The organism is Ramlibacter sp. AN1133 (assembly GCF_037890035.1).
GTDB lineage: Bacteria > Pseudomonadota > Gammaproteobacteria > Burkholderiales > Burkholderiaceae_C > Ramlibacter.
The window spans coordinates 44,084-67,565 of sequence record NZ_JBBKTQ010000012.1; the positions used below are offsets into that span (position 1 = coordinate 44,084).

A 23,482-nucleotide genomic window follows, 5' to 3' on the forward strand; every position below is an offset into this window, starting at 1 on the left:
ACCCCTCCCAAGGAGACAGAAAAATGAAGCGATTCTTCCTGCAGGCCGTGGTGGCCGCCGTGGCGCTCGGCGCGTTCGGCCTGGCCCAGGCGCAGACGCGGACCATCAAGTTCGCCAACCAGAACGCCAAGGGCCACCCCATCGTGCTGGGGATGGAGCGGTTCGCCGAGCTGGTGGACAAGAGGTCCGGCGGCAGGCTGAAGGTGCAGGTCTATCCCGGCGGCGCGCTGGGCAGCGACCAGGCCAACGTGTCGGCGCTGCAGGGCGGCACGCTGGAGATGGCCTCCATGAACTCGGGCATCTTCGCCAGCCTGGTCAAGGAATTCGCGATCTACGACTTCCCCTTCCTGTTCGGCAACCCGAAGGAAGCCGACGCCGTGGTCGACGGCCCCTTCGGCCAGGCCCTGCACAAGAAGCTGGAGGAAAAGGGCATCGTGGGCCTGGCCTACTACGAGCTCGGCTTCCGCGAACTCACCAACAGCAAGCGGCCGATCCACAAGGTGGAGGACATCGCCGGCCTGAAGCTGCGCGTGATCCCCAACCCGATCAACGTCGACTGGGTCAAGGCGCTGGGCGCCAACCCCACGCCGCTGCCCTTCCCCGAGCTGTACGCCGCGCTGGAACAGGGCGCCGTCGACGGCCAGGAGAACCCGGTGGCCACCATCAAGGGCGCCAAGCTGTACGAGGTGCAGAAGTACCTCACGCTCACCAACCACCAGTACAACCCGCAGTCGGTCGTCGTCAGCAAGAAGTTCTGGGACACGCTCGCCCCCGCCGACCGCAAGGTCCTGGAGGAAGCCGCCCACGAATCCGCGCAGTACGAACGCACGCAGTCGCGCGCCATGCTGCAAAGCGGCCTGGAGGACCTGAAGAAAGGCGGCATGCAGGTGAGCGAACTGCCGCCGGCGGAAGTCGCCAAGCTGCGCGACAGGATGAAGCCGGTGATCGACAAGCACGCGGCCAGCGTCGGCGAAGCCACCGTCAAGGCGATCATGGCCGAACTGGCCAAGGCGCGGAAGTAAACGGCCGGCATGCCGATCGACGGACACACGCAGCTGATCGCCCACCTGGGCTGGCCGACGCACACGTTCAAGGCCCCGATGATCTACAACCCCTACTTCGAGTCGGTGGGGGTGAATGCGGTCGTCGTGCCCATGGGGTGCAAGCCGGAGAACTTCGCTTCGGTGCTGCCCGCCGTCTTCGCGCTGGAGAACGTGGCCGGCGCGCTGATCACCATGCCGCACAAGGTGAGCGTCGTCGACCTGGTCGACGAGGTCACGCCCACGGTGAGGGTCGCGGGCTCCTGCAATGCCGTCAAGCGCCTGGCGGACGGGCGCCTACTGGGCGACATGTTCGACGGCGAGGGCTTCGTGCGCGGCCTGCAGCGCAAGGGGCTCGCGCTGCGCGGCGCCGGCGCGCTGGTGGTGGGCAGCGGCGGCGTCGGCTCGGCGATCGCGGCCTCGCTCGCCCAGGCCGGTGCCGGCACGCTGGCGCTGTACGACGTGGACGCGGACGCGGCCCACGCGCTGGCGCAGCGCCTGCGGACGCACTTCCCCGCGACGGCCGTGCGCACCGGCGGGTGCGACCCGGCCGGCTTCGACCTCGTCGTCAACGCCACGCCCCTGGGCATGAACCCCGGGGACGCGCTGCCGGTCGACGTGCAGCGCCTGGATGCGCGCACCTTCGTCGGCGAGGTGGTGATGAAGGCCGAGACGACGGCCTTCCTCGCCGCGGCGCAGGCCCGGGGCTGCCGCGTGCAGGTCGGCACCGACATGCTGTTCGAGATGATCCCCGCCTACCTGGAGTTCTTCGGCTTCCCGACGACGACGGCGCAGACGCTGCGCTCGGTGGCGCGCCTGGCGTACTGACATGAGCGGCCTGCGGGGCCCCTCGGAGCTGCGGGCGGTGGGGCGGTCAGGCTTCGCGCAGCCAGCGCAGCGCGGCCTCCGGGTCCTCGAAGAAGCGCACCCCCTCGGCCTCGCGCGGGTCCGCGCCGGCGCCCAGCACGGCGATCCGGCGCAGGCGAGCCAGCCGGCGGGCGGCCTCGGCGGCCAGCCGCAGCTGCTCCCGCGCATCCAGCGGCGCCCGCAGCCCGCGCAGATCGAACAGCACCGATTCGCGGGGCCAGGAGGCGCTGTCCACCTCCAGGACCTGCAGCAGCGAAAGAAGGCGCCCGAGTGTCGGCTCGCCGATGACGCCGACACGGGTGCAATGCGCCTCGTGGGCGATCGAGACATCGAACCTCATGCCGCACTACTGTGCGACCAAGGGCGGCAAACTGCTGTCCACTAATTGGGCGAGCGGGCGCTGAAACACGTGTTGCGGACGCCACCGCCCGCTTCACATGCCGTTGCCCACCGTTACGGGAACTCCGCCTCAGAAGCCCGCGGCGAGGCCGTCACGCCGTGAATCCGAGGCGATCACGTAGCCTTCGCGCGACGGATCGCCCATGCGCCAGATAAACTGGCCGGCGCCGAAGTCCTGGTAGCTGTCCTCGATCACGTCGATGCGATGGCCGCGCTGCACGAGCTCCTGCACCGTGGCCTTGTCCATCTGGTGTTCGACGTTGATCTCCAGGCCCGTGTTGAAGCGCCAGCGCGGGGCGTCGCAGGCGGCCTGCGGGCTTTGCCCGTAATCGACCATGCGCACCAGCGTCTGCAGGTGGCCCTGCGGCTGCATGTTGCCGCCCATGACGCCGAAGCTCATGACCGGCTGGCCGTCCTTCGTGAGGAAGGCGGGGATGATCGTGTGGAAGGGCCTCTTGCCGGGGGCGACCTGGTTGGCGCCGGGCTGCAGGCCGAAGCCGTGGCCGCGGTTCTGCAGGCTCACGCCGAAGGTGGGCTCCACGCAACCCGAGCCGAAGCCCATGTAGTTGCTCTGGATGAAGCTGATCATCATGCCGTTCTCGTCGGCCGCGGTCAGGTAGATCGTGCCGCCCTTGACCGGGTTGCCGGCGCGGAAGTCCTGCGCGCGCTTCATGTCGATCAGCTTCGCGCGCGACGCGAGATAGGCGTCATCGAGCATCTGCTCCGTCGTGACCTCCATCGCGCCGCGCTCGGCGACGTAGCGGTACACATCGGCGAAGGCGAGCTTCATCGCCTCGATCTGCAGGTGCTGCGAGTCGGCGCCATCCACCTTGTGCGCGGCGAGGTCGAAGTTCTTCAGGATGCCCAGCGCGATCAGGGCCGCGATGCCCTGCCCGTTGGGCGGGATCTCGTGCAGCGTGTAGCCGCGGTAGTCCTTGGAGATCGGCGTGACCCATTCGGGCTTGTACGCTGCGAAGTCCTGCACCGTGTGCACGCCGCCGTTCTCGCGCGAAAAGCGCGCCAGCGCCTGCGCGATCTCGCCTTCGTAGAATGCCGACCCCTTCGTTTCCGCGATGGCGCGCAGTGCGCGCGCCGCGGCCGGGAAGCGGAACAGCTCGCCCACGCGCGGGGCGCGGCCCCAGGGCAGGAAGCTCTGCGCGAAACCGGGGAGCTGGCCCAGCTCCGGCGTCGCCGCTTCCCATTTCTGCTGCACCACGATCGGCATCAGGTAGCCGCGTTCGGCGATCTCGATGGCGGGCTGCAGCAGGTCGGCGAAAGGCAGCTTGCCGTAACGCTCGCTCAGCGCCACCCAGGTGGCGACCGCGCCGGGCACGGTGGCGGAGTCGATGCCGCGCTTGGGCGGGTTCTTCGCCTCGGCGCCGTACTTGCCGCGGAAGTACTCCGGCGTCCAGCCCGCGGGCGCGCGGCCCGAGCCGTTGATGCCCTGCAGCTGCTTGCCGTCCCACAGGATCGCGAAGGCGTCGCTGCCCAGGCCGTTGCTCACCGGCTCGACGATCGTCATGGCGGCGGCGGCGGCGATGGCCGCGTCGACGGCATTGCCGCCCTTCCACAGCATGCGCAGGCCCGCCTGCGCGGCGAGCGGATGCGAGGTGGAGACGGCGTTCCGCGCGAACACCGGCACGCGCGTGGTCGGATACGGGTTGTGGAAGTCGAATTGCTGCATGCTCATTGCTCCGCGGTGATGTGGCGCTCGGTGACGATCTTCTTCCACTTCGCGCGATCCTTCTCCAGCATGGCGGCGAACTGCCGGGGCGTGCCGCCCACCGGCTCGATGCCCAGGCGCGCGAGGCGGTCCTTGACCTCCGGATCGTGCAGCGCCTGGTTCAGCGCCGCATTGACCTTGGTCGTGATGTCGGCGGGCAGGCCCTTGGGGCCGTAGAAGCCGAACCAGGTGACCGACTCGAAACCGGGGATGGTCTCGGAGACCGCCGGCAGGTTCGGCAGCAGCGGCGAGCGCTTGGCGCTGGTGATGCCCAGCGCGCGCAGGCGCCCTTCCTTCACGTGCGGCAGGCCGCTGGGCAGCGAATCGAACAGCACGTCGACCTTGCCGCTCACCAGGTCGGGAATCGCCAGCGCGGTGCCCTTGTAGGGGATGTGCACCAGGAACAGGTCGGCCTGCGCCTTGAAGTATTCGGCGGTGAGGTGGACGATGGTGCCGTTGCCGCTGCTCGCGTAATTGAGCTTGCCCGGGTTCTTGCGGGCGTAGTCCACCCACTCCTTGACCGTCCTGGCCGGCGCGGTGTTCGGCACCAGCATGATGTTGGGTGCGTCGCCGGCGTGGACGATGGGCGTGAAGTCGTGCACCGCGTCGTACGGCAGCTTGGTCGAGAGCAGCGGGCCGACGCTGTGCGTGCTGGTCGTCGCCAGCAGCAGCGTGTAGCCGTCCGGCGCGGCCTTGGCGGCCAGGTCGGAGCCGATGGCGCCGCCGGCGCCCGGCTTGTTGTCGACGACGATCGTCTGGCCCAGCCGCTCGCCCATCTTCTGCGACAGCGAGCGGGCGAAGATGTCGGTGGCGCCGCCGGCCGGGAACGGCACGACGAGGCGGATCGGACGGTTCGGGTAGCCCTGCGCATGAACGGCGGGCACGGCCAGCGCGGTGGCGGCCAGGAAAAGGGACGCGAGCAGCTTCATGCCCCGATGATAAGACCGCCACGGCAAAGCAAAATCGAATAATGCTTTAACGAAGCTAAAGCGATGCTTTAGCATGGCGGCATGAGCAGCATCCGCGTCCTGAGGACCTTCGCCGCCGTGGCGGGCGAGGGATCGTTCGCCGCCGCCGCCGCCCGCGTGGCGCTGACGCAGGCCGCCGTCGGCCAGCAGATGCGCGCGCTCGAGGCCGACCTGCGCCGGCCCCTGTTCGAGCGGCAGGGCAAGACCGTGGTGCTCAACGAAGCCGGCCGCGAGCTGGTGCCGCAGGTGCGGCGGCTGCTGGCGCTGTACGACCAGATGCTCGCGCCCGCCCACGCGTCCGATGCCATGGCCGGCACCGTGCACCTCGGCGCGATCGTGTCGGCCGTGCGGCCGCTGATCCAGGCCACGCTGGCCCTGAAGGCGCGGCACGCGGCGCTGGATCTGCACGTCTCCGCGGCCAAGTCGATCGACCTCATCGCCAGCGTGCAGGCGGGCGCGCTCGATGCCGCCGTGGTCGTGCGCGAGCCCGGCGCACCGGAGGAGATCGCCTGGTCGCCCCTGTATGCCGAGCCCATGGTGCTGCTGGCGCCGCGGCGGCTGGAGGAAGCGAACCCGCGCGCGATCCTGCAGTCGCAGCCCTTCATCCGGTTCGACCCGACCCAGCACACCGGATTGCTGGTGGAGCGCACTCTCGCGCGGCTGCGCGTGAAACCGCAGGAATTCCTGGAGCTCAACGCGCTGGAAAGCATCGTGGAGCTGGTGCGATCGGGCCTCGGCGTGAGCGTGGTGCCGCTGCTGCGCGATGCGCGCTGGCAGGCGGACGCCAAGCTGCGCGTGCTGGAGATCCCGCGGGCGGAGGAACGCCGGATCGCGGTGGCGCAGCGGCGGGATTCGGGCAAGGCGCGGGTGGTGGCAGCGGTGGTGCGGGAGCTGCGCGGCTGAGCGCTGGGGTTCGCGCGGGCGCGCTCACCGCCAGCCTACACTCGCGCAATGAACGACGAGGACGTCGAACCCTTCTTCGCCACGCTCAGAGCGGCCAACCCGATGCCGCAGAGCGAGCTCGAATACAGCACCGTGTTCGAGCTGCTGGTGGCGGTGCTGCTGTCGGCGCAGGCCACCGATGCGGGCGTGAACAAGGCCACCCGGCGCCTGTTCCACGTCGCCAACACGCCGCAGCGCATCCTGGCACTGGGGCAGGAGGGACTGGAGGAATACATCAGGACCATCGGCCTCTACCGCTCGAAGGCCAGGCACCTGATGGAAACGTGCCGCATCCTGGTGGAGCGGCACGGCGGCCGGGTGCCGCGCGAGCGCGAAGCATTGGAGGCCCTGCCCGGCGTCGGCCGCAAGACCGCCAACGTGGTGCTGAACGTCGCCTTCGGCGAGGAGGCGATGGCGGTGGACACGCACATCTTCCGCGTCGGCAACCGCACCGGCCTGGCGCCGGGGCGCAACCCGCTCGAAGTGGAGCAGCGCCTGATGGAGCGCGTGCCGCCGGCCTACCGGGTCGACGCGCACCACTGGCTCATCCTGCACGGGCGCTACGTGTGCGTGGCACGGCTGCCGAAGTGCTGGCAGTGCGCGGTGGCCCGCTATTGCGACTACGAACCGAAGACGCCGCCGCCGGCCCTGCGCGCCTGAGCCGGCCCTGCGCGCGCGAGGGTGTCACAATGGGCCGAGGACGTATCGAGGCCGGCATGGAACAGGACAAGCAAGACAGGGAACTCAGGGAAACCGTCGAGATCCACACCCAGAGCATCCAGGGACTGGTGGACAACCAGCTGATGCTCGCCGCGCAGGTGCAGGTGCTGCAGGCGGCGCTCGCCACCATGCTGCTGCACCACGGCGATCGCGCGCAGCTGCTGCGCACCTTCAAGGGCTACATGAAGATCTCCAAGGAGTCGACGCCGCAGCTGTCGCGGCACATGGAGGCGCTGGAGGGCGGGATGCTGGCGTTGCTGGGGCAAGGCACGGAGCCCAACTCATAGGCTGGTGGTGAGCCGCGAAGCGCGCGAACCCCGGCGCTTCGCGATGCTGCGGTCGCTGGGGTTCGCAAGGCTCACCACCAGCCTATCCACCCCCCGCGTCAGGCCGACCACTCCCCGAACACGAAGGTGAACACGCGCGGCCGGGTCTCGCCGGGCCGCGTCATCTCCAGGTGCAGTTCCTTCGGCCGCGGATGGATCGCGACGAACTTCAGCACGCCCGCGCGGTGGCCGACCAGGCCGGTCGGCTCGCCTTCCCAGGCCAGCGGCTTGACGCGCACGCCGTCGCCCACCAGCACCACGTCGTCCAGCACCTCGTCTTCCAGGCGCTTGCCGAGCGCACTGAACGCGATGGCGAAATCCCAGACGCTGCTGTCCGCCTCGAGGTTGCCGGGCGTCACGGCCACGGTCACGCCGTGCACCTCGCTGGTCTGCGTGACCGCCGGCCACGCGGCCACGCCCACCGACACCAGCAGGGCGATGATCGCGGCGAATTTTCCGAATCCCATGCCTGCACGGTACTCCGGGTGCGCCGCCCGCGCTTGACGGCCATCAAGGCGCACTGGCGGCGACGCTGCCGAAGCCGCCCCAGCCGCCCCCGAGCGCCTGGATCAGCGACACCGCCGCCAGCTGGTGGTCGATCTGGGCCTGCACCAGGGCGCGCCGCGCCGCGGCGGCATTCTGCTGGGCGGTGATGACCTCCGTGTACCCCACCTGCCCCGCCTGGTAGCGATTGAGCACCTGCTGCTCCACCAGGTCCGACGCCCGGCTCGCCTGCGCCCGCAGGCCCTGCTGCTGCGTGAGCACGCGCAGGGCCGAGAGCTGGTCCTCGACGTCCTGGAACGCCGTCAGCACGGTCTGCCGGTAGCGCGCCGCGGACTCGTCGAGCGCGCCGCGCGCCTGCTCCACCCGCGCCCGCGTCGCGCCGGCATCGAAGATCACCTGCGCCAGCGAGGAGCCGAGCGCCCAGACCAGGTTGGAGACGCTGAACAGGTCGCCGATGGTGGCGGCGCTGACGCCGATGGAGCCGGTCAGGTTCAGGCTCGGGAAGAAGGCGGCGCGCGCGATGCCGATCTGCGCATTGGCGCGCGCCACGCTGCGCTCCGCCGCCGCGATGTCGGGCCGGCGCTGCAGCAGCATCGAAGGCACTTCCTGCGGGATCGCCGGCACCTTCACGCTCCACTTCGGGTCGACGGGGAGGCTGAAGTTCGCCGGCGCCTTGCCCACCAGCACGGCGATCGCGTGTTCGAAGGCGGCGCGCTGGCGCTCCAGCGTCAGCAGGTCGGCCTGGCTGTTGGCGAGCTGGCTCTCGGCCTGCAGCACGTCGGTGCGGGCGACCACGCCGGCCTCGTAGCGGTTGCGCGTGATCTGCAGGCTGCGCGTGTAGCCGGCCAGCGTCTCGGCCTGCAGCCTGTGCAGCACGTCGGTCTCGCGCAGGCCGAAGTAGTTGGCCGCCAGCTCGCCCTGCGCCGCCAGCCGCGCCGAGGCCAGGTCGGCCTCGGCGACCTGCTCGCCGGTGCGCGCGCTGTCGACGGCCAGGCGCAGCCGCCCGAACACGTCCGGCTCCCAGCTCGCGCCGATGTTCCACTGGTAGCTGCTGCGCGAAGGCGTGTCGGGGCCGCCGGTGCGGCTGCTGCGCACGTCCAGGTCCACCCGCGGGAACAGGCCGGCGCGCTGCTCGCGCGTCAGCGCCCGCGCCTGCGCGTAGGCGGCCACGGCCGCGGCGACGTTCTGGTTGGAAACCTCCACCTGCCCGGCCAGGTCGTTCAGCACCGGATCGTCGAACAGCTCCCACCAGGCGCCGCGCTCCAGGGCGTCGGCCGGCGCCGCGGTCACCCAGACGCCCCGGCCTTCCTTGAAGGCCACCGGCGTGTCGACGGCGGGGACCTCGTAGGTGGGCGCGAGCGGCAGCCGGGCGCAGCCGGCCAGCACCAGGCTGGCGGCGAGGACGGTCAGGAGGGGACGGGGACGAAGCGGCATTCTTGCGGGGGTCCAGGCGTTCAGGCGTTCAGGCGCTTTGCGGTTCGGCGTGCCGCGCGAGCTGGTCTTCGATCGGGCTGCGCCGGCGCAGTTTGTCCAGCAGCAGGTACACCACCGGCGTCGTCAGCAGCGTGATCACCTGGCTGGCGATGAGGCCGCCGATGATCGCGATGCCCAGCGGCCGCCGCAGCTCCGCGCCCTCGCCGAAACCGACGGCCAGGGGCAGCGCGCCCAGCATGGCGGCCAGCGTGGTCATCAGGATCGGGCGGAAGCGCAGCAGCGAGGCCTCGCGCACGGCTTCCTCCGGCGACAGGCCGCGCGAGCGCTCGGCGTCGAGCGCGAAGTCGATGATCAGGATCGCGTTCTTCTTCACGATGCCGATGAGCAGGAACAGGCCGATCAGCGCCATGATGGAGAACTCCATCTTGAACAGCAGCAGCGCGAGCACCGCACCGATGCCCGCCGACGGCAGGGTGGAGAGCACCGTGAGCGGATGCACGAGGCTCTCGTACAGCACGCCCAGCACGATGTAGATCACGACCAGCGCCGCCAGGATCAGCAACGGCTGCTGCTGGTTCGTCTCCTCGGCCGCGCGTGCCGTGCCCTGGAAGCTGCCGCGCACGTTGATCGGCACGCGGATCTCGTCCTGCGCCCGGGCCACCGCGGCCTTGGCCTGGTCCAGCGTGAAGCCTTCGGCGGTGTTGAAGGAGATGGTGGTGGCGAGTTCCGCGTCCTGGTGGTTCACGGAGGTGGCGGTGGGGCGTTCGTAGAAGCGCGCGATCGCCGACAGCGGCACCATGTTCCTCGCCGCCGTGCTGAGCGCCTGGCCGCTGGAGACATCGCGCAGCCCGGGATTGACGCTGCTGCCGGTGACGGCCGCCGTCGTCGTGGCGGCGGTGGGGGTCGAGGCCTCCGCGTTCGTCGTCGCCGGCCCCGTGTTGCGCGCGGGCACGAAGATGTCCTTCAGCGCCTCGGGGCTGCGGATGTAGCGCGGCGCCAGCTGCATGATCACGCGGTACTGGTTCAGCTCGTCGTAGATGGTGGCGACCTGGCGCTGGCCGAAGGCGTTGTAGAGGGCGTTGTCGATGTCGCGCGAGCTGATGCCCATGCGCGCCGCGGTTTCCTTGTCGACGTCGACGAAGGTCTCGACGCCGTTTTCCTGCTGGTCGGTGTCGACGTCGGCCAGCGCCTCCTGGCGCTTCATCGCTTCGGCCAGCCGCGTCGCCCACAGCCGCAGGTCGGCGACGTTGTCGCTCTTGAGCGTGTACTGGTAGCTGCTGTTGCTCTGGCGGCCACCCATGCGCAGGTCCTGCACCGGGTTGAGGAACAGGCTCACGCCCGTCACGCGCGCCAGCTGCGGCCGCAGGCGCGCGATCACCGCCTGGCCGCGTTCGGCATTGCCGCCGCGCTTGAGGTTCACGAACATGAAGCCGCCGCCGGCGCGGCCGCCGCCGGTGAAGGCGACGACGGTGTCCACGGCCGGATCGTTGCGCACGATGTCCACCAGCTGGCGCAGCTTGTCCTGCATCTGCTGGAACGAGATGCTCTGGTCGGCGCGGATGCCGCCGTTGATCTGCCCGGTGTCCTGCTGCGGGAAGAATCCCTTGGGGATGCGCATGAACAGGAAGCCGTTCAGCCCGATCACCAGCACCAGGATCAGCAGCACCAGCCAGCGCGCCGCCAGCGCCCAGTCCAGGCTCGCCGCGTACGCCTGCTGCACCCAGCCGAAGCCGCGCTCGGCCCAGCGCGCGATGCGCCCCTGCCGGCGCTCGTGCGCCTCGGGATGCAGCAGCCACGCGCACATCATCGGCGTGGTGGTCAGCGAGATCACCAGCGAGATCATCACGGCGGCCGACAGCGTGATCGCGAACTCGCGGAACAGCCGGCCGGCCTGCCCGCCCATGAACAGCAGCGGGATGAAGACGGCGATCAGCGACACGCTGATCGACAGCACCGTGAAGCCGACCTCGCGCGCACCGCGCAGCGCCGCCTGGAAGCGATCCATGCCCGCCTCGATGTGGCGCGAGGTGTTCTCCAGCACCACGATCGCATCGTCCACCACGAAGCCGGTGGCCACCGTCAGCGCCATCAGCGACAGGTTGTTGAGCGAGAACCCCAGCAGGTGCATCACGCCGAAGGTGCCGAGCAGCGACACGATGGTGGCCACCGCGGGGATGAAGGTGGCGCGGGCGCTGCGCAGGAACAGGCTCACCACCAGCACGACCAGCAGGATCGAGATGCCGAGCGTGAGCTCCACCTCGTGCAGGGAGGCGCGGATCGAGTGCGTGCGGTCGGAGGCGACCTCCAGCGAGATGTCCCTGGGCAGGGCCTCCTGCAGCGAGGGCAGCAGCGATCGCACGCCGTCGACCGTCGCGATCACGTTGGCGCCCGCCTGCAGCGTCACCAGCACGATCACCGCGGGCCGGCCGTTGAACAGGCCCATGGTGTTGATGTTCTCGACACCGTCGCTCACCTCGGCGATGTCCGCCAGCCGCACCGCCGCGCCGTTGCGCCAGGCCACCACCATGTTGCGGTAGTCGGAGGCGGACTTGCCGTTGTTCGCCATGCCGGTGCCGGTGTAGATCTGCAGCCGCTGGCCTTCGATGTTGAGGTCGCCCTTGGGCCGGTTGGCGGTGCCGGCCTGCAGCGCCGCGCGCACGTCCTCCATCGCGATGCCGTAGCGGTTCAGGGCGAAGGGAATGAGCTCCACGCGCACGGCGGGCTGCGAGCCCCCGCCCAGTTCGACGTCGCCGACGCCGGGCACCTGCGCGATCTTCTGCTGCACGATGTTGGACACCGCGTCGTAGATCTGGCCCGGCGAGCGCGAGGGCGAGGTCAGCGCCAGGATCAGGACCGGCGCCGCGGAGGGATTCGCCTTGCGGTAGGTCGGGTTGCTGCGCAGGTTGGCCGGCAGGTCGGAGCGGGACGCGTTGATCGCGGCCTGCACCTCGCGCGCCGCCGCGTCGATGTTGCGGTTCAGGTCGAACTGCAGGGTGACGCGCGCATTGCCCGTGCCGCTGGTGGACGTGACCTCGTTGACGCCGGCGATGGTGGCCAGCCGCCGCTCCAGCGGGGTGGCGACGCTGGTCGCCATCGTCTGCGGACTGGCGCCGGGCAGGCTCGCGGAGACCGAGATCACCGGGAAGTCCACTTGCGGCAGCGAGGCCACGGGCAGCCGGAAGAAGGCGGCGATGCCGGCCAGCGCGAGCCAGACGGTGAGGAGCACCGTGCCGACCGGGCGGCGGACGAAGGGGGAGGAGAGGTTCATCGTGCCCCTTCGGGAGCGCCCCCACCCCTACCCTCCCCCAGAGGGGGAGGGAGATGTCTTGCTCCTTCCCCCTCTGGGGGAAGGCTGGGATGGGGGCTCTTGCGCCACCGCCGCCCCAGCCGGTCGAACCCGAGATAGATCACCGGCGTCGTGAACAGCGTCAGCAGCTGGCTCACGATCAGTCCGCCGAAGATCGCCAGGCCCAGCGGCCGCCGCAGTTCGGCGCCGGCGCCGAACCCCAGCATCAGCGGCACCGCGGCGAACAGCGCCGCCAGAGTCGTCATCAGGATCGGCCGGAAGCGCAGCAGCGCGGCCTGGTGGATCGCCTCGCGCGGCGGCTTGCCCTGCTCGCGCTCGGCGTCGAGGGCGAAGTCGATCATCATGATCGCGTTCTTCTTCACGATGCCGATCAGCAGGATGATGCCGATGATGCCGATCACCCCCAGGTCGTTGCCGGTGACCATCAGGGCCAGCAAGGCGCCCACGCCCGCCGAAGGCAGCGTGGAGAGGATCGTGAGCGGGTGCACGTAGCTCTCGTACAGCACCCCCAGCACGATGTAGACGCACACCACGGCCGCCAGGATCAGCCAGAGCTGGTTGCCCAGCGACGATTCGTACGCGCCTGCCGCGCCGAGGAAGGTCATGCTGACGGTGGGCGGCAGCTCCACGTCCTTCATCGCGGTGCGGATCACGTCGACGGCGGTGCCCAGCGCCACGCCCGGCGCGGCGTCGAAGCCGATGGTGGCCGCCGGGTACTGCGCCACGTGCGTGAGCTGCAGCGGCGCCCGCCGCTCGGAGATGCGCGCCACCGCCGTCAGCGGCGTGGGCTCGCCCGAGCTGCTGCGCAACTGGATGGAATCGAGCGCGTTGGCCTGCCCCGCGGTGTCGCCGCGCGCCTCCAGCACCACGCGGTACTGGTTGGTCTCGGTGAAGATGGTCGAGACGATGCGCTGGCCGAACGCGCTGTAGAGGGCCTCGTTGATGGTGGAGGCGTTGATGCCCAGGCGCGCCGCGGTGTCGCGGTCGACGTCGACGAACATGGCGGCGCCGCTGGCGCTGGCGTCGGTGGTGACGTTGGCCAGGCGCCGCTCCTGCCGCAGCCGGTCGACCACCCGGCGGGCGGACTCGTTCACGGTGGCCGCGTCGGCGCCTTCCAGCGAGAGCCGGTACTGCGTGGGGCCGCTCTCGGATTCGATCGTCAGGTCCTGCACCGGCTGCAGGAACAGGCGCACGCCCGCCACCTTCTGGCCGCGCTCGCGCAGCCCGTCCATCACCGCCTGCACCCCGGGGCGCGATTCCTTCAGGTTCACCAGCATGCGGCCGGTGTGCACCATGGTGTTGTTGGCCGCGTCCACGCCGACGAAGCTGGCGATGGATTCCACCGCGGGGTCCTCCAGCAGCACGCGGGCGACGTCCTGCTGCAGCGCCGCCATGCGCGGATAGGAGATCGACTGCGCCGCCTCCACGCGCACCTGCAGCTGCCCCGTGTCCTGGATCGGGAACAGCCCCTTGGGGATGGCGATGTACAGGATCACGGTGAAGACCAGCGTGGCGAGCGCGACGAGCAGCGTCGCCTTCTCCCGGTTCAGCACCCAGGTGAGCGCCGTGTCGTAGCGCGCGATCACGCGGTCGAAGCCGCGCTGGATGCGGCCGCCCAGGCCCTGCTCCGGCTCGTGGTGGCCCTTGAGCCAGCGGCCCGCCATCATCGGCACCAGCGTCAGCGAGACCACGGCGGAGATCAGGATGGTGATGGCCAGCGTGACCGCGAATTCGCGGAACAGCCGCCCGATCACGTCGCCCATGAACAGCAGCGGGATCAGCACCGCGACGAGGGAGACCGTCAGCGAGATGATGGTGAAGCCGATCTCCGTCGCCCCCTGCAGCGCGGCCTCCATGGGGCGCATGCCGTCCTCGATGTGGCGGGAGATGTTCTCGATCATCACGATCGCGTCGTCCACCACGAAGCCGGTCGCGATGGTCAGCGCCATCAGCGACAGGTTGTTGAGGCTGTATCCCAGCAGGTACATCACGCCGCAGGTGCCGATCAGCGAGATCGGCACCGCGAGGCTGGCGATCAGCGTGGCCCGCGGGCTGTGCAGGAAGAAGAAGATCACCAGCACCACCAGCAGCACCGCCAGCACCAGCTCGAACTGCACGTGGTGCACCGAGGAGCGGATGCCGGTGGTGCGGTCGGACAGCACGTCGACGCGGATCGATTCCGGCAGCCCCGCGGTGAGCTCGGGCAGGCGCTGCTTGATCGCGTCCACCGTGGCGATCACGTTGGCGCCGGGCTGGCGCTGCACGTTGAGGATGATGGCCGGCTGCAGGTTGGCCCAGGCGCCCAGTTTCACGTTCTCCGCGCTCTCGACCACCTGCGCCACGTCCGACAGGCGCACCGGCGCGCCGTTGCGGAAGGAGACGACCAGGTTGCCGTAGTCCTCGGCGGTGAGCAGCTGGTCGTTCGAGTTGATCGTGTAGGAGCGGGTCGGGCCGTCGATGCTGCCCTTGGCGGCGTTGGCGTTCGCCTGCCCGATCGACGTGCGCAGGTTGTCCAGCGTCAGGCCCAGGGTGGCGAGCGCGCGGCTGTCGGCCTGGATGCGCACGGCCGGCCGCTGCCCGCCCGAGAGCGTGACCAGGCCCACGCCGTTGACCTGGCTGATCTTCAGGGCCAGCCGCGTGTCCGCGATGTTGCGCACGTCGGTGAGCGGCAGCGTGTTCGAGCTCAAGGCCAGGGTGAGGACCGGCGCGTCGGCCGGATTGACCTTGGCGTAGACCGGCGGGGCAGGCAGGTCGGCGGGCAGCAGCGACGCGCCGGCGTTGATCGCCGCCTGCACCTGCTGCTCGGCGACGTCGAGCGCCAGGCCCAGCCCGAACTGCAGCGTGACGATCGAGACGCCGGCCGCGCTGGTCGAACTCATGCGCGACAGCCCCGGCATCTGGCCGAACTGGCGTTCCAGCGGCGCGGTGACTGTCTGCGCCATCACTTCGGGGCTGGCGCCCGGGTACAGCGTCTGCACCTGGATGGTCGGATAGTCCACCTGCGGCAGCGCGGACAGCGGCAGGAAGCGCAGCCCCACCAGGCCGGCCAGCACGATGGCCAGCATCAGCAGCGAGGTCGCGACCGGCCGCAGGATGAACGGGCGGGAGGGACTCATTCGCCCCCACCCCGGCCCTCTCCCGCCGGGAGAGGGTGAGAACGGCGCTGCGCGTGGCTCATGGCTGGTTGGGGGCGCCCGCGCCGGCCTCGCGCGCCTGGCGCCGCTGCTGCCGCCGCGCCTCGCGTTCCTCGGGGGAGAGCTTCTCGAATTCCGCCAGGCGCGCGGCACGCTCCTCGGGCGTCATGTTCTGGAAGCGGCGGCCGCCGGGGCCGGAAGCCGATGCGGTCGGCGAGGACGCGGCCGGGGACGGGGGTGCGCCGGCCGTGCGCGCGTTGACCGGGCCGGGCGCGCCGGCGAACGGGTTGGTCGCCTCGCGGGCGGGACTGGCGGCGGGGCGCCCCGCGCCAGGAGCCTGGGCGGCCGAAGCACCGGTGAAAGGCTGCGATGCCGCCGGCACCGCGCCGGACGCCGCACCGCCAGCCGGCACTGCGGCATCGCGCCGCCGCCGACCGCCGGCACCGCCCCCACCCGGCCCGGGCGCATCGCCCGGCAGCAGCACGCGCGAGCCGTCGCGCAGGCGGTCCGCGCCTTCGGTGATCACGCGCTCGCCGATCTGCAGGCCGCTCAGGATCTGCACCCGGTCGCCCAGGGGCTGGCCGCGCACCACGGAACGCTGCCTGACCGTGCGGTCTTCCTGCAGCACGAAGACGAACTCGCCGCCGCCGCCCTGCCGCACCGCGGTCACGGGCACCACGACGGCGTTCTGGATCGTGCGCACCTGCAGCTGCACGTTCACGAACTGGCTGGGAAAGAGCTGCTGGCGCGTGTTGTTGAAGCGCGCCTTGGCGCGCACGGTGCCGGTCTGCGTGTCGATCTGGTTGTCCAGCGAGGCGAAGGCCCCCGTATCGAGCAGCGTCGTGCGGGTGCGGTCGAAGGCGCGCACCTCCATGAAGGCGCCGGCGTTGTGCTGCAGCCAGGACGCGTGGTCCTGCGGGACCGCGAACTCGACGTCGATCGGCGTGATCTTGGTGATGGTCGCGATGCCGTTCGCATCGCCGGTGCTGACCTGGTTGCCCACGTCGACGGCGCGCAGGCCGACGCGGCCCTCGATCGGCGCCGTGATGCGCGTGTACGAGAGGTTCAGGCGCGCCGTGCCCTCGGCCGCCTTGTCCGACACCACCGAGGCTTCGAGCTGGTGCACGGTGGCGCGCTGCGTATCGACTTCCTGGCGCGCGATCGAGTCCTGCTTGAGCAGCGTTTCGAAGCGATCCAGCGTGACGCGCGCGGCGGCCAGCTGCGCCTCGTCGCGCATGCGCTGGCCCACGGCCTGCTGCAGCGCCATCTCGAAGGAGCGCGGGTCGATGGTGGCCAGCAGCTGCCCCTTGCGCACGGGCTGCCCCTCCTTGAACAGCACCTGCGTGAGCACGCCGCTGACCTGCGGCCGCACCCGCACCGTCGCCTGCGAGACCACCGTGCCGAGGGCCTCGAGGTTGACCGGGATGTCGGCCGCTTCGGCCGTCGCCACGCCCACGGTGGTGGCACCGCGCGCCCCCCCGCCACCCGGGCCGCCGGGACCTCCGCCGCCACCGCCGGCTCCGTTGCGGCCGCCGCCGCCACCGGGCCCGCGCTGCATCGCCGCGGTCTGCTCCGGCCGCGTCAGGTCCCAGGCCAGCCAGGCGAGTCCGGCCGCGACCACCAGCGCGATGACCGTGCCGATCACCGACGCACGGCGGCTCAGCTTGCGGCGCTGCGGCTGCGAGGGCCGCGGCGGCAAGGCACTGTCTTCGGGGGAGCTCGCCGGTGTGGCAGGCGGTGTGGGCATCGGCATCCTTGTCGTTCTGGCGCGGCGCGGGCAAGTTCAGCAGGCGCCGAGGGTGCCTGCGGATGGCTCATCCGGGCGACAGTGCCGGTCGCATGCCCGTGTAGGCGGGCTTCTGCTGTGCTCCGCCGCACGGCGCGACCCACAGCATGCGCCCGCCGCGTAACACCGCCGTGTGGTTTGTGTTGCGCGTGCGTGAAGTGTGCCGCATCCGCGGCCGGGCACGCCGCTACACCCGGCCGCAGGCGATGTAGAAGCCGCCGATGAGGGGCGAGCGCACCCGCACGTCGTGCAGCCGCGCGGTGAGCAGGCGCCAAGGCTGCTGCAGCCCGCCGAGGCAGCTGACCGAATACAGCGCGGCGCCCAGCACGAACAGGTTCACGGGCAGGCTCCAGGGCGGCCCCCATTGCAGGCCCGCGGCCACGACGCGCGCGCCGGGCTTGAGGTGCGCCAGCACGTTGTCCAGCGCCTCCTCGTCCTGCAGCACGTCGTGCGTGAAGTGGAACAGCGCGGCATCGGCGCGGCCGTGCAGCGCGGCGGCGTGCGCGGTGGCCTCCACCAGCGAGATGCCCGTCCAGTGATGGCGCTGGATGCGCAGTCGCGCCTGCGCCAGCATTTCCGGCGACGGGTCGATGCCGACGATGCGGCCGGCGGCGCCGATGCGTTCCTTCAGCGGCTGGAAGCTCAGGCCCGTGCCGCAGCCGACGTCGATCACCGTCGCACCCTCCGCCAGTTCGAGGCGCGCGATCGCGGCCCTGCGCACCGGCTCGAACGCGACCAGCTCGAAATCGTAGTGTTCGGCGCGCCGCCGGTACTGCGCGATCGCGAGGGCGGGGTCCGGCCGGCGGCCGGTGCCGCGGGAAAGATGCATGCGGCCGCCGTCGGGGCCTAGTGGATGATCACGACGAGCACGCTGCACGGCGCGTGCTCGATCAGCGCCCCCGAGATGGAGCCGCGCCACCAGCGCGCCGCCCAGCTGTCCAGGTGCTTGTGGCCGACGACGATCAGGTCGGCGCCGATCTTGCGCGCGTACTTGCCGATCTCGTCGATCGCCTCGCCGGTGACGACTTCGCCGCGGGCGGTGAAGCCCGCTTCGCTCAGGCGCCGCAGGCCGTCGTCGAGCACCGCGCGGTACTTCTTCTTCTCGCGCTCCTCGAGTTCCACGTCGTAGACGCCGCCCTCGAGCCCCACGAAGCTCATGGCCGACGGCATCACGGCGACGAGGTGCAGTTCCGAATTCGACCATTGCGCGAGTTCGCGCGACTCGAGCAGCGCCTTCTGGCCCGCATCGGAGCCGTCGTAAGCGAGCAGGATCTTCTTGTACATGTTGCAACGCCCCCAAAGACGCCGCGGCCCGGTGCCTTGGCTGGCCTAGTATGGACCGGGATTTCTTGCTTGGGTACCCCGCCGGATTACGGCGTTTCCCCTAGAAATCTGCCCCAGATCAATCAGCAGGCGATCAGGCCCGGCAACACGCCGGTGGCGAAATGGGCGTCGACGACATCCGCGAGCCGGTCGAACACCGTCTCCAGCGTCGGCACGCTCGCACCGAACAGCGCCTGCAGCACGCCCGCGTCCTCGAACAGGCCGTGCAGGTACACGCCCAGCACGTTGCCCTGCGCATTCGCCCAGCCCAGCCCCCGCGGCAGGGCGATGCGGCCGGCCGCCATCCCGGCGTGCTGCGCCGTCTGCCCGGTGTGGATCTCGTACCCCTGCACGTGCAGGCCGGAGAGCGCGGACCAGGCCCCGGCCAGCGGCTCGAAGGTGACCTCGGTGCGGCGCACGGTCTTGCTGCGCGCGAACTGCGTGACGAGCGGCAGCAGGCCGAGCCCCGGTGCATTGCCGGCGAAGTCGTCCGGATCGACGAGCGCTTCGCCCAGCACCTGCAAGCCGCCGCAGATGCCCAGCACCGGCCGGCCGGCATTCGCGTGGTCCGCGATGGCGCGCGCCAGTCCCCGCGCGCGCAGCCACTGCAGGTCGGCGGCGGTGTTCTTGGAGCCGGGCAGGATCACCCAGTCGGCGTCGGCCAGTTCGGCCGGCGTGCGCACCCAGCGCAGTTGCAGCCCGGGGATGTTCTTCAGCGGCTGGAACTCGTCGAGGTTGCTGATGCGCGGCCACGCCACGACCGCCACGCGCAGGCGCACCGCACCCGAAGCGCCACCGCGTTCCTCGAACACGCCGTCTTCTTCCGGCAGCCCGTGCTGCCACACCATGGGCAGCGTGGCGACCGTCGGCACGCCGGTCAGGCCTTCCAGCTGCGCCGGCCCCGGCTGCAGCAGGCCGGGATCGCCGCGGAAGCGATTGAGCACGAAGCCGCGCAGCAGCGCGCGCTGCTCCGGCGGCAGCAAGGCCCACGTACCGTACAAGTGGGCGAAGGCGCCGCCGCGGTCGATGTCGGTCACCAGCAGGCAGGCCGCCTGGGCGTGCGCGGCGACGCGCTGGTTCGCGATGTCGCTGTCCTGCAGGTTGATCTCCGCCGGCGAGCCCGCGCCCTCGATCACGACGACGTCGTTCTCCGCGCGCAGGGCATCGAGCGCGTCGCGCACCACCGGCCACACCAGCGCGCCGCGTTCGCGCCAGGGCATGGCGGTGAGCTGCGCATGCACCTGCCCGAGCAGCACGAGCTGGCTGTGGTCGTCGCGCTCGGGCTTGAGCAGGACCGGATTCATGCGCACATCGGGCGACGCGCGCGCCGCCAGCGCCTGGAAGTACTGCGCGCTGCCGATCTCGCCGAGGCCGCCCTCGAGTGTGGCGACGACGCGCGCGTTGTTGCTCATGTTCTGCGCCTTGAACGGCGCCACGCGCAGGCCCTGGCGGGCGTACCAGCGGCACAGCGCGGTGGCGAGCCAGCTCTTGCCGGCGCCGCTGCTGGTGCCCAGCACCATCACGCAGCGCGCCGTCATGGCGCCTCCTCCACCGGCAAGGCCACCCAGCGCCCCGCGACCGCATGCACCTTCAGCCGCCGCGCGAACACCGCCTCCAGCGCCCGGTGCGTGGCGGCATCCGCGGCGGCGCCGTGGTGCGCGACGCGGCCGGCCTCCAGCAGCACGATGTCGTCGGCCTGCAGCGCCAGCCCGATCTCGTGCAGCACGCTGACGGCGGTGCCGCCGCGGGCGACGTGCCGGCGCACGATCGCCAGCCAGTCGGCCTGGTGCGGCGGGTCCAGGTGCGACAGCGGCTCGTCCATCAGCAGCACGGGCGCCTGCACCGCCAGCGCCCGCGCGAGCAGCACCCGCTGGCGCTCGCCGCCCGACAGGTTGCCGAGCGCTCGCGCGCGCCAGTCCCAGCACTGCGTCTCCAGCATCGCGGCCTGCACCGCCGCGAGGTCGGCCGCGCTGGCGCCGCCCAGCCAGTCCTGGTGCGGCAGCCGTCCCAGCATCACGACGTCGTGCGCCAGCAGGTCTTCGGCGCCGGCGTCCCCCTGCCCCAGCCAGGCGATGGCGCGGGCGCGCTCGCGCACCGGCCAGCGCGCCGCCGGCCGCCCGAGGATGTCGATGCGCCCCTGCGCGGGGAGCAGTTGCGCCAGCGCCTTCAGCAAGGTCGTCTTGCCGGCGCCGTTGGGGCCCGCCAGCGCCGTCCAGCGCCCGGCCGGCAGCGCGAGCTCCACGTCGTGCAGCACCTCGCGCTCGCCCAGGCGCACGCGCAGGCCGCTGCAGCGCAGCGCCGGTTCGTTCACCGCGGCCTCCGCTGCATCAGCGCCAGCAGGTAGCCGCCACCCAGCACCGCGGTCACCACGCCCACCGGCAGCTCGCGCGGGGCGAGCAGCCAGCGCGCCAGCACGTCGGCGCCCAGCAGCAGCATGCCGCCGGCCAGCCCCGACAGGGGCACCAGCCAGCGATGGGTGGGCTTCGCGAGCGCCCGCACGAGATGCGGCGCCATCAGACCGATGAAGGCGACCAGGCCCACGTGCGCCACGGCCGCGCCGGTGCCCAGCGCGATCACGCCGACCAGCAGCAGCCGCACGCGCTCGAGCGGCACCCCGAGGCTGGCCGCCGTCGTCTCGCCGAGGGCCAGCGCGTCGAGCGCGCGGCTGGCGCCCAGCGCGACTCCCGCGCACCCCAGCAACACCACCACGAGCACGCCGGCGCTGGCCCAGCCCAGGAAGCCGGTCGTTCCCAGCAGGAAGGACTGCATGGTGCGCAGCAGCTCGGGCGCCAGGAAGATGACCAGCGAGGCAAGCGCGCCGAACACCATGCCGACGATCACGCCGGCCAGCAGCAGCCGCAGCGTGTGCTGCACGCCGCGCGCGAGCGCCAGCGTCAGCATCACGGCGCCCACCGCGCCGGCGAAGGCCGCGCCCGTGAGGCCCAGCGACGTCACCCACGGGGCCGAGGCCGCCGGTGCGGCGCCCAGCAGCACCAGCAGCAGGGCGACCCCCAGGGCGGCACCGGTGGAACTTCCGAGCAGGTAGGGATCGGCGAGCGGATTGCGGAACAGGCCTTGCGCCACGGCGCCCGACAGGCCCAGCAGCGCCCCCGCCGTCCACGCGCCCAGCGTGCGCGGCAGGCGGATCTCCCAGAGGATCATGAGGCCGGCGCCGGTCTCGTCCAGCAGGGGCTCCCAGCCCATGCTGCCCACTGCAACCCCCAGGGCCAGCAGGCCCGCGCTCGCGGCCAGCAGCCAGGCGGCCAGCCCCGCCGGCGCGCGCGGCGCCTGCGTCATCGACCGGGGCTCCCGGCACCGAGCCGGCCCTGCAGGCAGTCCGCCAGCAGGTGCGCGGCTTCGCCGAGCCGCGGGCCGGCGCGCATCAGCACGTTCATCTGGTCGGTGTCGAGCGCGCACACGCGGCCGCGGCGCAACGCCTCGATGCGCTGCCACGCCGGCCGCCCGCGCAGCGAGGCCGCATCGCCGCGGGCGACGATGATCACCTGCGGATCGGCCCGCACCACGAACTCGGGGTTGAGCTTCGGGAAGGGACCGAGCGTGGCGGGCACGATGTTCTCCGCGCCGAGGCGCACCAGCAGCTCGCCGATGAACGATCCTTCGCTCGCCGCGAAGGGCGCGCTGCCGACCTCGACGTACACGCGCGTGCCGCGCAAGGCCGGCGGCAGCTTCTGCGCCGCCACCTGCACTTCGCGGTTGATCGCCTGCCACACCGCCTCCGGATCGCCCGCCTCCAGCACGGGGCCGAGCACCTGCAGCACCCGCCGCACGTCGCGCAGCGTGCGCGGCTCCAGCGCGAGCACGGGCAGCCCCAGCGTCTGCAGGCGCGGCAGCACGCGCGAGGAGGTCGGGACCAGCACCAGGTCCGGCCGCAGCGCCACGATGCTCTCCACGCGCGCGTCCTCGAGTCCGCCCACGTGCGGCAGGGGAGCCACCGGCGGCGGCCAGTTGGAATAGTCGTCGACGCCCACCAGCCGGCCGCAGGCGCCGAGGGCACAGACGGTCTCGGTCAGCGAAGGCATGAGCGAGACGATGCGCTGCGGCGGCCGCGGGATCTGCACGCGCAGGCCGCGGTCGTCGATCGCCTCGACGGCGTGCGCCGCCGCCGCCGCGAGCGCCAGCAACAGCACGGCGAACCACGCGGCGACCCTCGAGCGTTCACGCATGGTGCTGCCCCCAATCCATCATGATGCGATGCAATTGCTCCACCCCATCGGTCAATGCCGCCGGCCCGGGCTGCAGGATGTCCGCGGACTTGATCTCGAACAGCTGGCCGTCCCGGACCGCCGGCACCTCGCCCCAGCCCGGGCGCGCCGCGACCTTCTCGCGCCGGAACTTCTTGCCGCACCAGGAGCCGATCACGATGTCGGGCTGGCGGCGCACGATCTCGGTGCCATCCGCGATGATGCGGTCCTTTCCGAGCGGCTGCAGCGAGAGCTCCGTAAAGATGTCGTCGCCGCCGGCGATGCCGACCAGCTCGGAGACCCAGCGGATCGCGCTGATGTGCGGCTCGTCCCACTCCTCGAAGTACACGCGCGGGCGGCGCGGCAGGCGGCGCGCGCCGTCCTCGATCTCCAGCAGCCGCGCGCGCATGCGCTCGAGCAAGGCGAGCCCTTCCGCGGCGCGGCCGACCATCGCCGCGACCTGGTAGAGCATGGAGAAGATCTCCTCGACGCTGCGCTGGTTGAAGATGGTCACCTGCACGCCGCGCCGGACCAGCGCGGCGGCGATGTCGGCCTGCAGGTCGGAAAAGCCGAACACGCAGTCCGGCTGCAGCTCCAGGATGCGCTCGATCTTCGCCGAAAGGAAGGCGCTGACCCTGGGCTTTTCGTCGCGCGCGCGGCGCGGCCGCACCGTGTAGCCGGAGATGCCGACGATGCGATCCTCCTCGCCAAGCAGGTACAGCCACTCGGTCGTCTCCTCCGTGAGGCACACGATGCGGCGTGGGCCGCGCGGGATGGCAGGCAGGGCGGGCTCTCCGTTCTTCATGC

At 71.4% G+C, this 23,482-nt stretch carries 20 protein-coding genes; 5 read left to right on the top strand and 15 right to left on the bottom strand.

From position 1 onward, the window contains the following. The first annotated feature begins 23 nt into the window (after positions 1-23). The gene (locus WG923_RS17735; protein ID WP_340352309.1) at positions 24-1,022 is read left to right on the top strand and encodes a TRAP transporter substrate-binding protein; all 999 of its coding nucleotides are present in this window, start codon (positions 24-26) and stop codon (positions 1,020-1,022) included. A gap of 9 nt (positions 1,023-1,031) precedes the next feature. After that, positions 1,032-1,868, top strand: coding sequence for a shikimate dehydrogenase family protein (locus WG923_RS17740; RefSeq protein WP_340352310.1), 837 nt, complete (start codon positions 1,032-1,034; stop codon positions 1,866-1,868). 46 nt (positions 1,869-1,914) lie between these two features. Here the strand turns inward: WG923_RS17740 and WG923_RS17745 are convergent, their stop codons facing one another. The 3 genes from WG923_RS17745 to WG923_RS17755 all read right to left on the bottom strand — a co-directional run bounded on the left by WG923_RS17745 (position 1,915) and on the right by WG923_RS17755 (position 4,958). Continuing rightward, entirely contained in the window at positions 1,915-2,247 is a 333-nt protein-coding gene (locus WG923_RS17745) for a hypothetical protein (RefSeq protein ID WP_340352311.1), read from the bottom strand. A 129-nt stretch (positions 2,248-2,376) separates the two neighbouring features. Further along, on the bottom strand, positions 2,377-3,990 hold the full coding sequence (locus WG923_RS17750; protein WP_340352312.1) for a gamma-glutamyltransferase family protein: 1,614 nt from the start codon (positions 3,988-3,990) through the stop codon (positions 2,377-2,379). A 2-nt stretch (positions 3,991-3,992) separates the two neighbouring features. Beyond that, a complete protein-coding gene (locus tag WG923_RS17755) occupies positions 3,993-4,958 on the bottom strand; it encodes a Bug family tripartite tricarboxylate transporter substrate binding protein (protein ID WP_340352313.1) in 966 nt (321 codons plus the stop codon). Positions 4,959-5,039: 81 nt separating this feature from the next. Between WG923_RS17755 and WG923_RS17760 the strand changes: the two genes are divergently transcribed. From WG923_RS17760 to WG923_RS17770, 3 genes are read left to right on the top strand one after another with little or no spacing between them, the layout of a single operon-like run. Further along, positions 5,040-5,900, top strand: coding sequence for a LysR family transcriptional regulator (locus WG923_RS17760; RefSeq protein ID WP_340352314.1), 861 nt, complete (start codon positions 5,040-5,042; stop codon positions 5,898-5,900). Between the two features lie 48 nt (positions 5,901-5,948). After that, positions 5,949-6,599, top strand: coding sequence for an endonuclease III (nth, locus tag WG923_RS17765; RefSeq protein ID WP_340352315.1), 651 nt, complete (start codon positions 5,949-5,951; stop codon positions 6,597-6,599). Between the two features lie 29 nt (positions 6,600-6,628). Then, a complete protein-coding gene (locus WG923_RS17770) occupies positions 6,629-6,946 on the top strand; it encodes a hypothetical protein (protein ID WP_340352316.1) in 318 nt (105 codons plus the stop codon). A gap of 98 nt (positions 6,947-7,044) precedes the next feature. Here WG923_RS17770 and WG923_RS17775 read toward each other — a convergent pair whose 3' ends face one another. The 12 genes from WG923_RS17775 to WG923_RS17830 all read right to left on the bottom strand — a co-directional run bounded on the left by WG923_RS17775 (position 7,045) and on the right by WG923_RS17830 (position 23,480). After that, complete coding sequence (locus tag WG923_RS17775) at positions 7,045-7,452, bottom strand: hypothetical protein (protein WP_340352317.1); 408 nt, start codon at positions 7,450-7,452, stop codon at positions 7,045-7,047. A gap of 43 nt (positions 7,453-7,495) precedes the next feature. Then, positions 7,496-8,923: an efflux transporter outer membrane subunit gene (locus WG923_RS17780; RefSeq protein WP_340352318.1), complete on the bottom strand. Its 1,428-nt coding sequence runs from the start codon at positions 8,921-8,923 to the stop codon at positions 7,496-7,498. A 28-nt stretch (positions 8,924-8,951) separates the two neighbouring features. Continuing rightward, complete coding sequence (locus tag WG923_RS17785; protein WP_340352319.1) at positions 8,952-12,191, bottom strand: efflux RND transporter permease subunit; 3,240 nt, start codon at positions 12,189-12,191, stop codon at positions 8,952-8,954. After that, positions 12,188-15,346 (bottom strand): efflux RND transporter permease subunit, encoded by a 3,159-nt coding sequence (locus WG923_RS17790; RefSeq protein WP_340352320.1) that lies wholly within the window; start codon positions 15,344-15,346, stop codon positions 12,188-12,190. Before WG923_RS17790 ends, WG923_RS17785 begins: the two co-directional genes overlap by 4 nt. A 58-nt stretch (positions 15,347-15,404) precedes the next feature. Beyond that, positions 15,405-17,111 (bottom strand): efflux RND transporter periplasmic adaptor subunit, encoded by a 1,707-nt coding sequence (locus WG923_RS17795; RefSeq protein WP_340352321.1) that lies wholly within the window; start codon positions 17,109-17,111, stop codon positions 15,405-15,407. Positions 17,112-17,337: 226 nt separating this feature from the next. Then, complete coding sequence (locus WG923_RS17800) at positions 17,338-17,979, bottom strand: class I SAM-dependent methyltransferase (protein WP_340352322.1); 642 nt, start codon at positions 17,977-17,979, stop codon at positions 17,338-17,340. Between the two features lie 17 nt (positions 17,980-17,996). Continuing rightward, a complete protein-coding gene (locus tag WG923_RS17805) occupies positions 17,997-18,434 on the bottom strand; it encodes a universal stress protein (protein WP_340352323.1) in 438 nt (145 codons plus the stop codon). 122 nt (positions 18,435-18,556) lie between these two features. Next, positions 18,557-20,011, bottom strand: coding sequence for a cobyric acid synthase (locus WG923_RS17810; RefSeq protein ID WP_340352324.1), 1,455 nt, complete (start codon positions 20,009-20,011; stop codon positions 18,557-18,559). Beyond that, on the bottom strand, positions 20,008-20,784 hold the full coding sequence (locus tag WG923_RS17815; protein ID WP_340352325.1) for an ABC transporter ATP-binding protein: 777 nt from the start codon (positions 20,782-20,784) through the stop codon (positions 20,008-20,010). The genes WG923_RS17810 and WG923_RS17815 overlap by 4 nt, the downstream gene beginning before the upstream one ends. Next, the gene (locus WG923_RS17820) at positions 20,781-21,770 is read right to left on the bottom strand and encodes a FecCD family ABC transporter permease (RefSeq protein ID WP_340352326.1); all 990 of its coding nucleotides are present in this window, start codon (positions 21,768-21,770) and stop codon (positions 20,781-20,783) included. The genes WG923_RS17815 and WG923_RS17820 overlap by 4 nt, the downstream gene beginning before the upstream one ends. Next, positions 21,767-22,657 carry an ABC transporter substrate-binding protein gene (locus tag WG923_RS17825; protein ID WP_340352327.1) on the bottom strand — a complete coding sequence of 297 codons (891 nt, stop codon included), beginning with the start codon at positions 22,655-22,657 and terminating at the stop codon, positions 21,767-21,769. The genes WG923_RS17820 and WG923_RS17825 overlap by 4 nt, the downstream gene beginning before the upstream one ends. Beyond that, on the bottom strand, positions 22,650-23,480 hold the full coding sequence (locus WG923_RS17830; RefSeq protein WP_340352328.1) for a cobalamin-binding protein: 831 nt from the start codon (positions 23,478-23,480) through the stop codon (positions 22,650-22,652). Before WG923_RS17830 ends, WG923_RS17825 begins: the two co-directional genes overlap by 8 nt. Between the last annotated feature and the right edge of the window lie 2 nt (positions 23,481-23,482).

Coding starts and splice junctions, on each gene's coding strand:
- WG923_RS17735 (WP_340352309.1), top strand. CDS start 24: ATGAAGCGATTCTTCCTGCAGGCCGTGGTGGCCGCCGTGGCGCTCGGC.
- WG923_RS17740 (WP_340352310.1), top strand. CDS start 1,032: ATGCCGATCGACGGACACACGCAGCTGATCGCCCACCTGGGCTGGCCG.
- WG923_RS17745 (WP_340352311.1), bottom strand. CDS start 2,247: ATGAGGTTCGATGTCTCGATCGCCCACGAGGCGCATTGCACCCGTGTC.
- WG923_RS17750 (WP_340352312.1), bottom strand. CDS start 3,990: ATGCAGCAATTCGACTTCCACAACCCGTATCCGACCACGCGCGTGCCG.
- WG923_RS17755 (WP_340352313.1), bottom strand. CDS start 4,958: ATGAAGCTGCTCGCGTCCCTTTTCCTGGCCGCCACCGCGCTGGCCGTG.
- WG923_RS17760 (WP_340352314.1), top strand. CDS start 5,040: ATGAGCAGCATCCGCGTCCTGAGGACCTTCGCCGCCGTGGCGGGCGAG.
- nth (WP_340352315.1), top strand. CDS start 5,949: ATGAACGACGAGGACGTCGAACCCTTCTTCGCCACGCTCAGAGCGGCC.
- WG923_RS17770 (WP_340352316.1), top strand. CDS start 6,629: ATGGGCCGAGGACGTATCGAGGCCGGCATGGAACAGGACAAGCAAGAC.
- WG923_RS17775 (WP_340352317.1), bottom strand. CDS start 7,452: ATGGGATTCGGAAAATTCGCCGCGATCATCGCCCTGCTGGTGTCGGTG.
- WG923_RS17780 (WP_340352318.1), bottom strand. CDS start 8,923: ATGCCGCTTCGTCCCCGTCCCCTCCTGACCGTCCTCGCCGCCAGCCTG.
- WG923_RS17785 (WP_340352319.1), bottom strand. CDS start 12,191: ATGAACCTCTCCTCCCCCTTCGTCCGCCGCCCGGTCGGCACGGTGCTC.
- WG923_RS17790 (WP_340352320.1), bottom strand. CDS start 15,346: ATGAGTCCCTCCCGCCCGTTCATCCTGCGGCCGGTCGCGACCTCGCTG.
- WG923_RS17795 (WP_340352321.1), bottom strand. CDS start 17,111: ATGCCCACACCGCCTGCCACACCGGCGAGCTCCCCCGAAGACAGTGCC.
- WG923_RS17800 (WP_340352322.1), bottom strand. CDS start 17,979: ATGCATCTTTCCCGCGGCACCGGCCGCCGGCCGGACCCCGCCCTCGCG.
- WG923_RS17805 (WP_340352323.1), bottom strand. CDS start 18,434: ATGTACAAGAAGATCCTGCTCGCTTACGACGGCTCCGATGCGGGCCAG.
- WG923_RS17810 (WP_340352324.1), bottom strand. CDS start 20,011: ATGACGGCGCGCTGCGTGATGGTGCTGGGCACCAGCAGCGGCGCCGGC.
- WG923_RS17820 (WP_340352326.1), bottom strand. CDS start 21,770: ATGACGCAGGCGCCGCGCGCGCCGGCGGGGCTGGCCGCCTGGCTGCTG.
- WG923_RS17825 (WP_340352327.1), bottom strand. CDS start 22,657: ATGCGTGAACGCTCGAGGGTCGCCGCGTGGTTCGCCGTGCTGTTGCTG.
- WG923_RS17830 (WP_340352328.1), bottom strand. CDS start 23,480: ATGAAGAACGGAGAGCCCGCCCTGCCTGCCATCCCGCGCGGCCCACGC.